This window comes from Romboutsia sp. 1001285H_161024_C4, assembly GCF_015550185.1.
Classification (GTDB): Bacteria; Bacillota; Clostridia; order Peptostreptococcales; family Peptostreptococcaceae; genus Romboutsia_C; species Romboutsia_C hominis.
In genome coordinates, this window is sequence record NZ_JADNAJ010000013.1 from 24,803 (window position 1) to 40,525 (window position 15,723).

A 15,723-nucleotide genomic window follows, 5' to 3' on the forward strand; every position below is an offset into this window, starting at 1 on the left:
AACCACCTATCTAAAACATATTAGAAATTCCATTAACAATCTCATACCCAAGTACAACAGCATATATAAGCATCATGCACCCTAGCATTATAGCTGAATATTTCTTTATTTTTTGAGGTCTTTTTAAGGCTATACCTCTTAATCTTTGGTACTCCAATTCTGCTAAATTATTTGCTAGAACTCTGAAATACAAAGTTTCGTCATTTCCATTTAAAACCCCTGTAAGCCCTCTGATTACTTCCGATAATGCAGAACTACCTATTCTAGTTTCAAAACGTCTTAATGCTTCCTCATAAGAGCCTGACCTCATATCTGCAACTGTTATTTCTAACTCACTTCCTAAATTAGAAGAATTTGAATACTTTTGATAGTTTTCTAATATCCTTAATACATCTCTATCTGTTTCTAACTCTTGTTCTATTGTCATAGCGAATCGAGGAAGTTCACATTCAATTTTTGCTTTTTTCTTTCTCAAAATTTCCTCTGCTTTTCCATATTCTTTAATATAAACTACTACTGAAATTACTAAGAATACTATACTCAATAATGGAGCTATAAAAAAAACTATAGCTGAAATAAAAACCATAATTCCTGTTTTTATATAAACATCAGCTACATAAACCTCTGGACTAACTTTGATTTGAGCTGATCTTAAAATCATTGATAGTTTCTCTTTGTTATATTCATTTAATTTTATATACTTTGAAAGTTTTGTAGCATATTCTAATAATAAAACCTCTAGGCTCTTAGTATTCTTTTTCTTTCTATTCCTCTTAGTTAAGTTTACTAAAGTTACTTTTTTCTTTAGTCTTGAGATTTTAAATATATCTGCTAATATCAAATATATTCCTATTGCTGTTAATGTAAAAAATATAATTAGCATTTTTAAATTCCTTTCTTACTTATTTCCCTTCTTCTAAAATTGATGAGTCTATTGGTCTTGTTAGCTTAATAATTCCTGTAAAGCATATAAAAGTTAATAAAACTACCACAAATAAAGTTAATTTTCCTGGTATTGTATCCATTAAGCACTTATACCAAGTCTTATTTATGACATAAAAAAGAGGTATATTTCCGTAGACTAAAAGTAGCATAATAGCAAACTCTTTTAACGGATCATATAGATTATTATTTACCTCTGTTGATAAAAGGGTTAATTTTGAAAGTTTAGTTACTATTGGACTTAAAGTATTTTTTAATTCTATATTTTCTTGGCAAGCGACCACAGCATTAATCCACTCATGGAATATTTCATCATTTATCTTATCTTTTAATTTTAAAAGTGATTTAGATACATCTGAATTTATATATTCAGTTTCAATTAAAAACTCACTAAATACTTTATTGATAGGAGGTTTAATATAATTTATTGTTTCTTCTACTGCTTGTATTATATTTTCACTTCTAATGTAAGCTGTTGTTATTACTGATAAAGAAACCTCTAGCTCTTTTGTTATTGCCCTTTTATAAGAGATAGATGTTAGTTTTATATACTGAAATGGTAATGTTAAAAATCCTATTGCTAAGACAGGAATTAAAAAATAATTTTTAATATATACAGCTATGTATATACCTATTACCATACTTATAGTTGCTCCTATACATACCTTAGAAAACTGATCTGTTTTATTTGTATATTCTAAAATTTCTTTAGTTTGTTTTATAAGAGATACTATCCATTTATCTTTTTTATTTGAATTTGCAAGTTTAATTTTATTATGTAAAGTTTCATTTTTACTTTCAAATAAATTAAAAATATCTAATATAAAATCAGATATTGATATATTCAGTATTTTAAAAATACCAAATATAAATATGAAAAATGAAGTTAATAATATTAAATTCATGTTTTTACCTCACTAATTTGTTTAAATCATTTATTGGCATACCATTCTCCAATAATCTTTTTTGTAATTGTTTTGATATGTTATTTACTTTCTTAAATTCTCCTGTAATTTGGGTCTTTCCATTTATTTTTTGTGATGAAGTAATTTCATACTTAAATAAAGTTTGTTTTTCCCTTTTTCCATTTTCATGTATTATACATTCTTTAATCTCCATAATTTTTCTTGAATTATCTTCAAGTCTTTTTATGAAAACTACTATAGGAAATGCTTCCGTTACAAGCTCATATAAAGTTTTATCTTCCATGTCGTATTTAGTTTTACAAAGAGTAACCATTCTTGAATATGTAGCATCACAACTATTAGCATGAGTTGTAGTTATAACAGTATGTCCAGTTCTTGCTGCTTCCTGTGAAGAAAAGGACTCACTCCCCTTCATTTCTCCTACACATATATAATCGGGATTAGAAGTTAAAGCCATTTCAAGCAATTTTTCTTGATCTATATTTTTATTTTTATCCTCACTATGTCTAGTTACTGTATGGATTACATTATTTATTATCTTTCCATCTTTATCTTTTTTAACTAAATCAAATTCTCTTGTATCATTCTCTATCGTAAAAATTCTCTTATCATCTGAAATAGTAGTTAATAGCCAAGCCATTAAAGTAGTTTTTCCACTATTAGTTGATCCTGTAATACACATACTAACTCCATATTTGAAAAACTGTTCTATTGATTCTATCATTTCACTAGAGCCTGTTTCATTTTTAATAAAATCATCTTTTCCTAATTTTTTAGGATTAACTATTCTTATAGATGCAACAACTCCTCTATCATCATCTATAACACCTCTACCAAGAACTGTTATTCTAATATTCTTTGATAAATGCCCCCTAACGGTAGGATTTGAGTTATCTAGTATCATATTAGATTTTCTAAGTAAACGTCTTACAACGTCAACTGCATGGTCTGATGATATAAATATTTCATCACTAGGCTTTACCTCTCCATTTGAATAAAGTATCTTTATATCATTCCAAGCATTTATATTTATTTCTTCTATATCATCCCTATTTAAATACTCTGTTAAAAAAGAGTATTCAGCCATATCTCTATAAAGCTTATTTACTAATTCGTCTTGTGATAGATTACCTACCTCAATTTTTTTACTAATTAAAAATTGCTTTATATATAATTTAATCTGAATACTCTTATCTTCACTATCTCTTAATAAACTTGAATACTTATTTGATATAAAACTTTGAACTTCTTCAAGTACTTCTCTAAAATTGTATTTTTCATTTGTACTAAAAAAATTTTTATTATTTACAACATTTAAATTTTTACCACCTAATAAATCCATAAATTTTTTATGCTCCTTTTCTAAATCTACTAAAGAAACCTTTCTTTTTTACTCCTTCATTTTCACAATTATTTATCATAGATATTATTTTGTTTAGATTTAAACTTAATTTATCTTGCTCTTTTGAACTTAGATTCGATAATAATTCACTACATAAACCTTGCTCTCGTATTTCATCACTATATTCTATAGTTGCCTTTATATTATATATATCTTTTAATTCATCTTGTGCATCATCAAGTCTTGAATTAGATAGTATATTTATATGACTATCACTTTTAAATCTCTTATCAATTAAAAGCGGTAAGTATGAGTCAAAATATGATATATTCTTTAACTCAGCTGAGTTTACTCTTAAAACTTTATCTGAAACTTCTAAAGCCGATATTGTAATTAAATCATTTATAAAATTACTAGAGGTATCAATTATTACATAATCTGCTAAAGCCTTTAAATGATCTATTAGCTCTTTAACTCTTTCATCTGTATATTGAGGATATGTAAATACATTTTCTCCTTGTGTGTATCCTAAAAAGGCTATATTTTTAATCTTATCTACTTCTATACAATTTTTTAAAATTATATCATTTGATAATGTTGCTACAGATAATACATTACCTAATGATCTTTTAGTATCTATATCATCTTTTAGAGTTGGGATAACTGGTGCTAAAATATCCGTAAATAAAACAATAACACTATTTTGTTTTGATATCTGTTTTGCTAATTTAATACTTAATGTTGTTTTTCCACTATTTGGGGATCCCCATATAGCTATGACTTTTCCCATTTTAATTCACTCCTAATTTTTAATCATTTAACATACTATTTTGCTTATTTAAGTAATCTAACCCTTCTTTTTCAGTTCCTCTAAATGCTAGTGATACGTGCATTTTACTTGTTGCTTCAAGCTTTGCTATAAGTTCAGCTTGTCTTTGATTTGCTAAGACAGTAATTGTAACAGGTAACTGTTGCTGATCGTCTGATCTTTTCTCACCTTCTTTTTTATCTTTACCAACACTATTTGTTGTTGCTAAAACTTTTAGATATGTAAGCTCTTTAGGTGTATAAGTATCTTCGTTGCCATGTTCATCTTCTGTTGTTGCAATAACTGAAATTATATCTCCTGTTTCAAGTTTTCCCGAAAGTCCACTTGCAAAGTTTTTAATTGTAAAAGATATTGCCTGTTCATCCCCATTCAGTCCATATAAATATTTATCTTCTGATAATTTATTCTTAGAAAGTTTTTTCTGTAAAACTACATCTTCTTTTACCATATCAACTACAGCATATTTACCCATAGCATCTTTTTCACTTACAGCCGTTGAAGGTGCATATTTTTGTGTAGTTTCAACAATTTTGACGTTATCAGATGTAATTTTCTCACCTCTACTTATATCACTTGTTACTTGAACAACCTTTATTGGCTTTTCAAGTGATTTATTATAGATTGGTGCAATTATAAAACATAGAGTAGATGCTATAACAATTGCAATTACTCCTGTAGTTGTTCTACTTTTTTTAAATGACATATGTATTCTCCTTTTAAATAAAAAATGTACTAATACAACCTAATGCTAAAAATGGTATTAATGGTATACCTTCTAAATTTTTCTTTAAGATCACCTTATTAAAAATGGCAAAAATAATAACAACTATTATACCTATAATAGTTGCCATTATTATTTTTTCTGCACCTAATAGTAATCCACTTGCAAACATAAACTTTATATCTGCTCCACCTATACCATCTTTTTTTACAAAGTTAGGTAAAATAAATTCAGTTGCTCCAATAAAAGCTCCTATAACTTTTTCGATTATATTAAAAATATCAATTCCCATCATTAATTTTAGAATTGATATAGCTATTATCAATATATGCACTATATCACTAATTTCTCTAGTTCTTATATCTTGAATACTAGCTACTAAAGCTATTACTACATATGCAATAAGGATTATATTATTAATGGTTAAAATCATTCCTTATCCTTTGTAGTCAAACATTCCTTGTATTTTATTTTGAACTGTTGGAATTATAGTATCTTTAAATATCATATATAACCCACCTAATAGTAATGCTCCTATAACTATAGCAATTAAGACTTTGACTCCTTCATCTACATAGTTACCTTTCTTTGATTTAAAACTATTTACTAATATATTTTTTGCTTTTTCCTTAAATAAGAATCCTTTCACACATAATTCTCTCATAATCATACTCTCCTTACTTTTTTGATTTTTATATTTGAAATATATATTAATTGGAATATATATTTTTAAACAATAAATCGTCTAATTCAACATCTAATCCTTCTGCAACTCTGCATATAACATCTAGTTTTGCTGTTTCTCTTTTCTTATTTACAAGCTTTTCAAGGATTGCATAGCTTACTTTTAAAATTTTTGCTAATTCTCTAAAACTTAAATTATTTATTTCTTTAAATTGCTTTAGATTTTCTGCAAGCATATATTTCATTTACTATCACCTACTCTTAATTTTTAAAATTTTTTATAAACAAAATCGTGTACTCTAACCTCAAAATAATTACTAAGTTTTACTATTGTATCTATATAATTTGAAAATGAGATTTCATCTTCTATGTCCTCTATAGTTGAAATTGCTAATCCTGTTTCCTTTGAAACTTCTTTAACTGTCTTTTTATGTTTCTTTCTTAATGCTCTTAAATTATGACCTACATACCTTTTTCTCAAAATTTTCACCTCATTTTTATATAAAAAAAAGCATATCATTTAGATATGCTTTTCTTTATTTCATAATTGATATATGTCTGTCTTGGTGTAAATTTCCGTCTATAAGTATTCTGTCATTTAGATTAGCTCTTAACATTCCAACTGGTGTCCATACATCTATTATCTCTGCATTGACTATGTAATTTAATTGGTTAGGATACCAAATCGGAGTAAAATGAGTTCTATCATTATAAGTGGAATACTTATTTTTCTTGAACTCAAATTGTGATTTAAAGCCATTATTTATAGTTTTTTCTAATATCCTATTGTAAGTATCATACTTAAATTCTGAAAAAGTAGTTATTACATTTTGAGCTGATGTTATATCATTGCTTGTACAATTGTAAGAAACATCTGTATTTAATTTTAAATTAACTCCATAACCACTTTTCATTTCATATTCATTTCCATTTTTTTTAGCTGTAGGAGTTCTAAGTCCTGGTACTAAATCCATATTTGCATTTAAGTTAGTACTATAATTTATTTTTGAAAACTCCCAATAGCCTTTATCTATCGTCATTCCAAGTTCATTTCCATTTTCATCATAGCCATAAACCACATATTGTTTATTAGGCTTCCAATTACATATCCATTTGCTCCATGTAGCAGATGTATTGTTCCCATGATTTGGTATCATAGGCAATCTAAAGTTATCATTTCTATCTCTAGGTTTTGGATCGGGAGGTGTTACTTCTTTTAAATCATGTATGTTAGCTTTTATATTTGTGCTACTTACATTAGCATTAGATATACTAACTCCTATGTTTAAGCTCTGTGGAGTTTTAGGGGTATGCCACTTAACCCAAACTAATTGATTTGAATTAGAAGGTATTACAATGTTATTTACGGTATAATCTCTACCTAATATATGGAATGTTACTGTAATAGCATTATCATTTCCTATCTCTGTAGTGCTGTTTATTTTAAAACTTGTAATAACATCTGTATCAGCTCTATAATCATAATTGCCATTATCTACCGTAATATTTGGTTTTGGTGGTGTAGGTGGTTTTGGTGGTATAGGTGCAACATATTCTTTAAACCTTACTATCCCTAATCCTAGTTGAGCTTTAATTACCCAATCCTTTTGAGGCTTATTTCTTGCTCCTGTATATGAGGGAAATCCTAAATCTGGCTTCTCTAAAAACATTCCAAGAGGTAAAGCTCTATGAGTAATACTTTGAAACTTGTATACTATGTCATTATTCATTTTCTCATTATACATAGCTGCTTCATGTGATGTCATGGCAAATCTTTTACCTTTGTATGTTAAATAAACAATCGGTTCTATTAAAAGTTTATATTTCCCACTTACAATTTCATCATAAGGCATATTAGCTTCTTCTGCTATTCTTTTAACCATCCATTCTGATGTAAAATATCTTTTTATTGCTGGTAAGTCATTTTTACCACTTGAATTTATAATTATAGGCATTTTTGGAGATATAGTGATACTATTATAAGAATTTCTATGTAATTTAAGTTTTGCTCCATTCCTATAGTCAATTTTACTTACTTTACCAAAGTCATATTCTATATCTGATCTATCCTTATTTGAAAAATCAATCGGAGTTCTAACAACTTTTTGTGTAGATATTTCTACTATACTAGCACGAACTCCATCATCACCATATCTCCATTTATTTAACCTTGTTCCACTTCCTGTACCACCACCACTTCCACTATCCATATTTCCATCTCCATTGGCAGAAAATACAGTAATTGAAGATGATATAATAGTTAGTACAACTAATATCATGCTAAAAACTCTTTTCAATAGAATCACTCCTTAATTTTACATTAAAAAAAGCATGAATTAATCATGCTTTACATTTCACCCACTTGTTTATCTAAACTTCCTTCTCCACCACTAATGACTTTACTTGAACTTCCATTACCTTGAACTATTTCATCATCACTAAATCCAAGATCATCATTATTATTGTGTTGAGGTTTTGGTTGTGGCTTTACAACTTCTACAACAGGCTTTTTAACTGCCTTATTATTATTTGTAGAGCTTTGTGTCTGCTCTTTCTTTTTAGTAGCTGTATTGTGTCTTTCAGTTGTATTATTATTTACAGTTTCTTTCTTTTTAGTAACTGTATTATGTCTTTCAGTTGTATTATTATTTACAGTTTCTTTCTTTTTAGCAACTGTATTATGTCTTTCAGTTGTATTATTATTTATAGTTTCTTTCTTTTGAGATTTACTAATTTCACTATTACTATGAGCTACTTTACTTGAAGTATTATTTGATGAGCTCTGTGAGCTTTTAGTGTTATTTACTTCTTTATTATTAGTTTCTTCCTTTTTTGTGGCTTCTTTATTATTTTCAGATGCTTTTTTTTCAGCTTCTTCTTTTTTCTTATTATCATCATCTTTTACTAATGTTTGTTTTGATTTATTTTCATGTTTAGGTTGATTTTTCTTAGACATTAAAAATGCTCCCCCTAAACCTAGGGCTACTACTAAAACACTACTTATAATTATCTTTTTTCTTTTTATCATTGTTTTATCCCCTTATTCTTTTTTTACTATTACTACATAATACTATTTCTTCTATAGAATTTTTTTGGAACATCATCTGGTCTAGCTGATCTAGTTTCTTCATCAAATTCTATATTGTAATTTTTATCATATTTAAAACTCTGTCTATTTTGTTTTAAAAGAGAAGCATCACTCATAAATGAATTGTTCATACTTCTTACTACTTTTTTTATATTTTTGTTTAAATCTCTAGCTTTTCTATGTTCAAAACTATATTTTTTTAAATTTTGACTTATATAATTTCTTATATGACCATGTGATTCACCCAATATAGTAGCAATTTCTTTGGCATTATATCCTTCGATATACTTAGCCTTAATAAATTCAAGTTTATTTAATTTTTTTAATCCTTCTCTAATCTTCTTTTGTTCCTCGTGAACCTTTTTAAAGTCTTTAAAGTTACGATTAATTAGCATCTTTATAGAGCCTTCACTCTTTTGTAATTTTTCAGCTATCGCTCTAGCTGAATAGCCTTTTATGTATAATTCTCTAACTTTATTCTTCAAAATTTGATCACCCCTAAAAAAGTATATATTTATGCAAATTTTCAAAAAGTGTCATCTTAAAGGTAACATTTTTTTATTCGCTTAAATTTCTTTAAATTATTTGCTTTTCATTAAATACTTTTTTATGTGTACATAATAGCATTTACTCTGTCAACTTGTCAACTATTTTGAGCCTTTTTTATCGGTAAATTTTTGTGTACTTTTGTATTTAATACCTATATCCTATCATTCAATCTGTCAACTTGTCAACTATTTTTAAATATTATATTCGGTAAAAATTTGTGTACTTTGCAATATTAATCAAATATTACGTTCATTATTGTATTAAATCATTATAAAATAGACTTAATTGAATAAATATTACATTCATTTTCGTATTTATAGTTATAAAATATACCTAATTGGGTAAATATTACATTCATTATTACACTAGATAGTTGTAAAATATACTTCTAGGAGGGCGGTGATTGAATTGAAAGAAATACAATTTGCTAAAAACTTACGAAACTTACGAAAAATGTATGGAATGTCTATGACTGAATTAAGTAAAGTTATAAATGTTTCAAAACAAAGCATATCTAAGTATGAAAATGGTTGTTATCCTAGTTTTCATATTGTAATTGCTGTAGCAGAAGCATTTAATTGTTCCTTAGATGATCTAGTTTATGGAGATATAGAAAAAAATCCTAATAAAAATTCTCTAGATTTTAAAGATTTTGTAGATAAAAGATTAGATGATCTTAAAAAAGAGTTTATTAATTTTAATAAAGAATTTAACGGAAAAATTGATGATGCCAAAAGAGAAATTTTTAAATCTATAGAAATTACAGAAGATGAGTGTAATGAAGATAGAAATGTTTAAAATAAAAAGCTCTACGTTGGCAATATAGAGCTTCTCATTTTAATTTAGAAATATAGGAATTTTAGAAATCTAGGAAAGACAACTTAATAAATTATTCAATATATTAATTAAATAAAGTTTTTAATATTAATTAATATGTCTTTATAGTCTTATTATAAAGTAATTCCGTTATGTAAAATATTGATATTAAAAACATTTCTAATTTTGTGGAAAAATAGTACTTAAATTCAATAATGTAAGTACTATTTTTTATTTATGTATATTTAATTTCATATATTAATTTTTTATAAGTATTTAGATTTCTAATTTTTGGTATATTTTATATTTACGGATATTTTCATCTATGTTTTAGTATAAAGTTGTTCATTGAAATATACTTCATTACTTTTAATTTTAATAAAGTATATCTCTTGTAACTCATTTATCTAATCCAATTAGGCACTTCCTTGTAATTTTCTAATATATATTTAGTTACATTTTGCTTTGTTCTTGGTGATAAATTATTATAATAAAATTCACTTTCAATACAATTTTTAACTAAATTTCCAAACTGATTACTGTTAGAGTTTCTTTCTTCTATTAATCTATTCAAATCCTCACCTAGTTCTTTTGTATTAACAAGTTTTCCATCAACTTCTATAGTCATATTGCATCTATCGTTATATTCATCTAATTTTGAATTAAACTTTTTATCTTTTTTAGGTACAAAGTTTTTATCATCTTTATATATTTTTTCTAATAAAGAAAAATATTGACCTTCATTTTCTATAAATATACCTATAGCTTTTGTTAATCTTTCTATATCCCATTTAGATGCTTTATTAATTTTATATTTAGAATCTAATTTTAAATGTGTTTTTGATTCTATTAAAACTATATTTTCATTTTTATTATCACTACTAAAATCTTTAGATTTTTTCTTTAACGTTGTAGTAGAAGGATAAGTATTAATAGTAGAAGGATATATCGTACATTTTTGTACTTCGGTTACCGTAGTACATTTTTGTACCTCGGTTGCCGTAGTACATTTTTGTACTTCGGTTATATCATCACTTATTAATAACTTAAAGACAGTTGGATTTAAATGAATATATATATCACTTTTTACCTTTCCGTCGCTATTTCTTTCTGTAGATTTATTTCTTAATAATACTTTTGATAAATTACCACTTAACATTCTTTTAATTTTTTGTTTACAGGCTTTTATATATTTTTTATCAAGTTCCATTTTTTCTTTAGCTGTTAAAGAATTATAATCCTCTAAGGTTTGACTAGGATGTAAAGAAAAAAGAATAGGTAGCTCTTGAATTAAATAACTATAGCTAACCCAATAACCCATGTCATTAACTTCATTTAAATATATTTTTTTCATATCATTTGTATTTTTAAAGTCTACAAACCATCTTAATAAGACTAAATCCTCGCTATTTAATCCCATACTTATAGCATTTCTTTGATTAAATCCTTCTATTGTATATTTCATTGACATTCCCTCCTAAAGAAAAAGCCTTGATACTATACTATATAAAAAGGCAAGGAGACAGATTTTGAACTGGAATTATCCTAATAGAATTGAATTAATGAACAATTTATGGTATTATAATTGTAATTAAATATGTTAAAGTTCAAAATATGTCTACCAAGCTATATGTGCCTTCTATTAGTATTAGATCACTTAGCATTTAACTTTTTAAGCGGCAACTTAAATTGTTAAAAGGTAGGCTTTTTTGTTGTTTGATTTTAAGTTAATAATAAATGCCTAGGATAAAATTGTCAAATATAAATATTTATACGTTTATATTGTCTAAACTAAATATTTGGCTCATATATGAATGTGATACTTGTTAAGTAAAATAAGTATCACATTCTTTTTTTATTCTCTTATAAAGGCATATAATAGGATATTTAGCCTATTATATACAAATCTTATTAATAGATTTTTAAACTATATAATCAAATTGATCTTTTTATCTAATATATAGATACTATCTTCACAAAATATCAACTGATAATTATCTTTAGACTTAAAATATCGTTAATATATTGTTGACATGTTGTTAATTAAAAAGTATAAATTCAATATTATTAACAATATCTTAACAAGATATTAACTAAAAATTTTATAAAATTAGAAAAAGTTGTTAATATATTGTTGACATGTTGTTAATCAAGAAGTATAATTAAAGTATGATAAACAACATCTCAACAAGATGTTAATTAAAAAATAAAAGGTGGAGATAGATATGGAAAATATACAAGAAATAGGATTTGATTGTGGTCGTGGATATGTAAAAGCATATAGTGAGGTTGATGGATCAATCCATCAAACTAAGTTTAAATCAGTTATAGGTGATGGTAGAGATATAGATTTATCAGATTTTAACAAAGTTCATAATCCTGAAAATATTATGGTTTCTGATAATCCTAGCATAGAGAAACCAAGATACATAGAATTTGAAAACGAAAGATATTTTATAGGATTATTAGCAGAGAAAGAATCACAAGCACCAATAAGAAATTCTAAAGATAGTAAAATAAGTGAAACAGTTAGAGTTTTATTAGCTTCGACTTTAAATGATATAGCAGTTAAAAATAAAGTTAAAATAATGGTAGGTGTACCATATAAGAGCTATAGAAAATCAGTACTTAAAGAAGTTTTAGATACTTATAAAGGACATATATTTAAAGTAAAAGATAGAATTACTGGAGCTACAAAAGAAATTCAAATAGTAGATATATCAATTTTAAGAGAAGCAGATGCGGCTGTATTACATGCTTTAGGAGGAAATATAAATACAGAAAGACCAATAGGTTTAGCTACTATAGGCTTTAGATCATCAGAGTTATCTTTCTTTGATAAAAACTTTGCATTTAATGATAAGAAATCTACAACTATAGAGTTTGGTAATAGAACTTTATTAGCAAGAGTACAAAGTGATTTAATGTCTGAAGGTATTACGAAAGATGTTAATGAAATAGATTCATCAAATGATTACAATGATAAAAAAGCAAAGGTATTTAAATTAGGATCTGAAAACTTATCACAAAGAATAGAAGATATTTGGATTAATCTAAGTGAAATGGACTTATATATTGCAGGAGGTACAGCACTTAACCTTAATTTTGATGAACAGTTTAAAATAGTAGATGATGCCCAAATGGCAACAGCAAGAGGTTTATTTGAAGCGGCACAAAGAAGATTTTAGGGAGGTGAATTAGTTGTCTAAAAAATCTAGTACTATACATATAGAACAATGTTTTTGGGATTTAATAGAAGATTATCAAAATGCTAATGGTATGGATAGTAGAAATTTAGCTATTGAATGTTTACTTTCTGAATTCAAAGCATTAAAAAGCCTAACTCAAATAAGTTTTAATGTTAATCAATCTAATTTAATTGATAAACATACAACTAAAAATTCTACACCTCAACAAGAAGATCTTCTTAAACAGAAATTATTACAAATGGAAGATGATATGCCCGATTAAAACAACTTTTAAATTTAAATCAGAAATAAAGAGTGCTATAGTTGGTTTCTATAACACTCTTTTCAACATGTTTAAGCTATAAATTAATCTACTTTATTTTTATATAACAGATGTATAACAAATGTTATCGTTAATTAAATTATAGATGTAATACACTTGTTATGTTATTGTGCATATCAAAAAATGGCTAACGCATTGCTTATTAATCTACTAAACAATTAGCAAAGAACACTAATTGTCACGCAAATTAAACGCAATTTTGTTACACTAATTATTTTGTAATCATTTAATTAAAAAATAAACAGGAACTTTAAGATTTAGTTAGTAAGTTGTTAAAATCGAAGATACAAAAAAAACCCCATATATAGGAGTTACTTATAAAAAACAAGTATATATTTATATAAGTAACCCCTAATTATGGGGTTTTTTTATATATAAGATTATATAAAAAAGACTAGATTTCTCTAGTCTAATATATTTATTATTAAAATGGTATTTCTACATTATCTATATTAAATTTTAACTGTTCATTTACAGGGATCTTCTTATAGTCTTGATGAACTATTGAGTTTTTAATTAGTGTTTGCTCTGGAATATATGTTTTACTTTTTCTGTAATTTATCTTTTCATCAATAATATTATCAAGTGTATCTATTTCTATAGCTTTTTTATGATTGTTATGTATTGTTTTATCTAAAGAAGTTGAAATTAAACTTGATACTCCATTTTTAGCTTCTTGATAAGATATTCCTTGTCTTTCTTCCATGTATCTCATATGTTTTTGGAGTTGCTCCATGTTGTAGTGAAAATGAAAACTTGAATAGTAAAAATCGAATCTAGGAAATAAATTCTTATATTCTTCTAATAGATATGTTTTTACTTTTCTTTTAAATTCTTCCCATCTTCCAAATTCAAAAATAACTCCTTTATTTCTAATATTCATTTTTTCCATTACTTCAAATTCAGCTTCCATTATAGCATTATGCTCGAATACTGTTGCATGGTGATGAATACCTTTTTTATCAACCCATGTATAAGAATATTTATAGCCTATAGCCTTTTGAGTTATTAAGACTTGAATAGCTTTTTTAACAGCATTTATACTTCTATTATCTATATAGTCAATACATTCATCAACAGCCATAGACGATACTCCTAATGAAATTGCATATTTCTCATTCAAACATTTGGCATTAATATAGTTTTCATTGATTAAGTTTAATTTTCTTAATAATAATCCTTTACTAAAACCTATAACCTCATCTTGTTCAAGATTATAATTACTTAGTAAATTACATAATAAATATCTTATGTACTTTGCTTGTGTATTATTATTTCCTAACTTTCTTTTATCAGTTTCCTTAACTAATTTTCTTTTATCCATTTTCACACCTACAGTATCCTTAATACAAGTAATAAATATCTTATGACCTTCTTTATAAAAATCACAATACCTTTCTAGCTCTTTAAATTGAGCTATCCTACTATTATTTGCTTTACTTGTTGGCTTTATGCCAAGAACTTCGCATAGCTCTTTGTATTTATACGGATGTTCTAAGATTAAGTTTTCAATTTTCATTTGTATATACTCCTAATTAAGAATTCTTTTAAACTAGGGAACACAAACAAACCTTGACACTCTCATTAAATACCTATTGAATAGTTTATACATTATAGTATATAATATAGGTAATTTAAAAAGTCTGATTAGTGTTTTATAACAACTGCTCTATTAAATATAGCTGTTAGTTATGCAGTTTGTTGTGAAACCTTTTAAAGCTACCTTGATTGCAGTCAATGTAGCTTTTTTAATATAATTAATTATATCATAAATTTACATTCTCTATCAAAATTAAGCAAAAAATAAGTAAACTAGTCAATGATCTAAATAATTGAAATACTTTTGTTTCTTTAGTTATATAATCTATGTCTACTCTATTTAAATTTTCTTTAAGTGAAGAAAAACTCATTATAAATGGTTTTAACGTGTATTCTTTGGTTGTTAAGTTCTTATAAACTTTCTAAATCTTATTATAAGAAGGTTTATATTAAATTAATTTTTAGGGCAACTGTATCTTTCACCCAAAAAGTAACGCTTAGAGAGGTCTATTAATTAAATTAAATGTAGATGTTTCATCTACGAGCAAACACCTACATTTAAATAATTAATGACCTCTCGTTGCTATTTTCGGGTACCCGAAAGGTTGCAAAACCTTAAAAACCTAAAAGCTGATATATCAAAAAATATAAAAATAGGACAATGATTCAAACAAGTTGTATCATGGTCCTATTTTTATATTTTTTATTATTACAGTTTCTTGCCCCCAACAGCATATCATTTACCTCCCTTACTTT

17 protein-coding genes are annotated in these 15,723 nt (G+C 25.9%); 3 read left to right on the forward strand and 14 right to left on the reverse strand.

Translation table 11 applies throughout. From position 1 onward, the window contains the following. Nucleotides 1-10 precede the first annotated feature (10 nt). From I1959_RS14130 to I1959_RS14185, 12 genes are read right to left on the reverse strand one after another with little or no spacing between them, the layout of a single operon-like run. Nucleotides 11-883, reverse strand: coding sequence for a secretion protein F (locus I1959_RS14130; RefSeq protein WP_195238738.1), 873 nt, complete (start codon nt 881-883; stop codon nt 11-13). A 19-nt stretch (nt 884-902) separates the two neighbouring features. Next, the gene (locus I1959_RS14135) at nt 903-1,847 is read right to left on the reverse strand and encodes a type II secretion system F family protein (protein WP_195238739.1); all 945 of its coding nucleotides are present in this window, start codon (nt 1,845-1,847) and stop codon (nt 903-905) included. 4 nt (nt 1,848-1,851) lie between these two features. Beyond that, entirely contained in the window at nt 1,852-3,210 is a 1,359-nt protein-coding gene (locus I1959_RS14140; RefSeq protein ID WP_195238740.1) for a CpaF/VirB11 family protein, read from the reverse strand. A 7-nt stretch (nt 3,211-3,217) separates the two neighbouring features. After that, nucleotides 3,218-4,000: an AAA family ATPase gene (locus I1959_RS14145; protein ID WP_195238741.1), complete on the reverse strand. Its 783-nt coding sequence runs from the start codon at nt 3,998-4,000 to the stop codon at nt 3,218-3,220. 19 nt (nt 4,001-4,019) lie between these two features. Beyond that, nucleotides 4,020-4,742, reverse strand: coding sequence for a Flp pilus assembly protein CpaB (cpaB, locus tag I1959_RS14150; protein WP_195238742.1), 723 nt, complete (start codon nt 4,740-4,742; stop codon nt 4,020-4,022). Between the two features lie 13 nt (nt 4,743-4,755). After that, the gene (locus tag I1959_RS14155) at nt 4,756-5,193 is read right to left on the reverse strand and encodes a prepilin peptidase (protein ID WP_195238743.1); all 438 of its coding nucleotides are present in this window, start codon (nt 5,191-5,193) and stop codon (nt 4,756-4,758) included. A 3-nt stretch (nt 5,194-5,196) separates the two neighbouring features. After that, a complete protein-coding gene (locus I1959_RS14160) occupies nt 5,197-5,424 on the reverse strand; it encodes a DUF6133 family protein (RefSeq protein ID WP_195238745.1) in 228 nt (75 codons plus the stop codon). A gap of 46 nt (nt 5,425-5,470) precedes the next feature. Then, entirely contained in the window at nt 5,471-5,689 is a 219-nt protein-coding gene (locus tag I1959_RS14165; protein ID WP_195238747.1) for a helix-turn-helix domain-containing protein, read from the reverse strand. A gap of 23 nt (nt 5,690-5,712) precedes the next feature. Further along, nucleotides 5,713-5,925, reverse strand: a complete 213-nt coding sequence (locus I1959_RS14170) for a helix-turn-helix domain-containing protein (RefSeq protein WP_195238749.1) — start codon at nt 5,923-5,925, stop codon at nt 5,713-5,715. A gap of 55 nt (nt 5,926-5,980) precedes the next feature. Next, nucleotides 5,981-7,741 (reverse strand): hypothetical protein, encoded by a 1,761-nt coding sequence (locus I1959_RS14175; protein ID WP_195238750.1) that lies wholly within the window; start codon nt 7,739-7,741, stop codon nt 5,981-5,983. A 50-nt stretch (nt 7,742-7,791) separates the two neighbouring features. Next, nucleotides 7,792-8,472 (reverse strand): hypothetical protein, encoded by a 681-nt coding sequence (locus I1959_RS14180; protein ID WP_195238751.1) that lies wholly within the window; start codon nt 8,470-8,472, stop codon nt 7,792-7,794. A gap of 32 nt (nt 8,473-8,504) precedes the next feature. After that, the gene (locus I1959_RS14185) at nt 8,505-9,017 is read right to left on the reverse strand and encodes a sigma-70 family RNA polymerase sigma factor (protein ID WP_195238752.1); all 513 of its coding nucleotides are present in this window, start codon (nt 9,015-9,017) and stop codon (nt 8,505-8,507) included. 472 nt (nt 9,018-9,489) lie between these two features. Here I1959_RS14185 and I1959_RS14190 point away from each other — a divergent pair, with 472 nt between their 5' ends. After that, complete coding sequence (locus I1959_RS14190; RefSeq protein ID WP_195238753.1) at nt 9,490-9,879, forward strand: helix-turn-helix domain-containing protein; 390 nt, start codon at nt 9,490-9,492, stop codon at nt 9,877-9,879. Between the two features lie 421 nt (nt 9,880-10,300). Here the strand turns inward: I1959_RS14190 and I1959_RS14195 are convergent, their stop codons facing one another. Continuing rightward, the gene (locus I1959_RS14195; protein WP_195238754.1) at nt 10,301-11,362 is read right to left on the reverse strand and encodes a hypothetical protein; all 1,062 of its coding nucleotides are present in this window, start codon (nt 11,360-11,362) and stop codon (nt 10,301-10,303) included. 760 nt (nt 11,363-12,122) lie between these two features. Here I1959_RS14195 and I1959_RS14200 point away from each other — a divergent pair. Then, nucleotides 12,123-13,085 (forward strand): ParM/StbA family protein, encoded by a 963-nt coding sequence (locus tag I1959_RS14200; protein WP_195238755.1) that lies wholly within the window; start codon nt 12,123-12,125, stop codon nt 13,083-13,085. Between the two features lie 13 nt (nt 13,086-13,098). Continuing rightward, nucleotides 13,099-13,368 (forward strand): hypothetical protein, encoded by a 270-nt coding sequence (locus tag I1959_RS14205; protein WP_195238757.1) that lies wholly within the window; start codon nt 13,099-13,101, stop codon nt 13,366-13,368. A gap of 484 nt (nt 13,369-13,852) precedes the next feature. Here the strand turns inward: I1959_RS14205 and I1959_RS14210 are convergent, their stop codons facing one another. Next, entirely contained in the window at nt 13,853-14,947 is a 1,095-nt protein-coding gene (locus I1959_RS14210; protein WP_195238759.1) for a hypothetical protein, read from the reverse strand. Between the last annotated feature and the right edge of the window lie 776 nt (nt 14,948-15,723).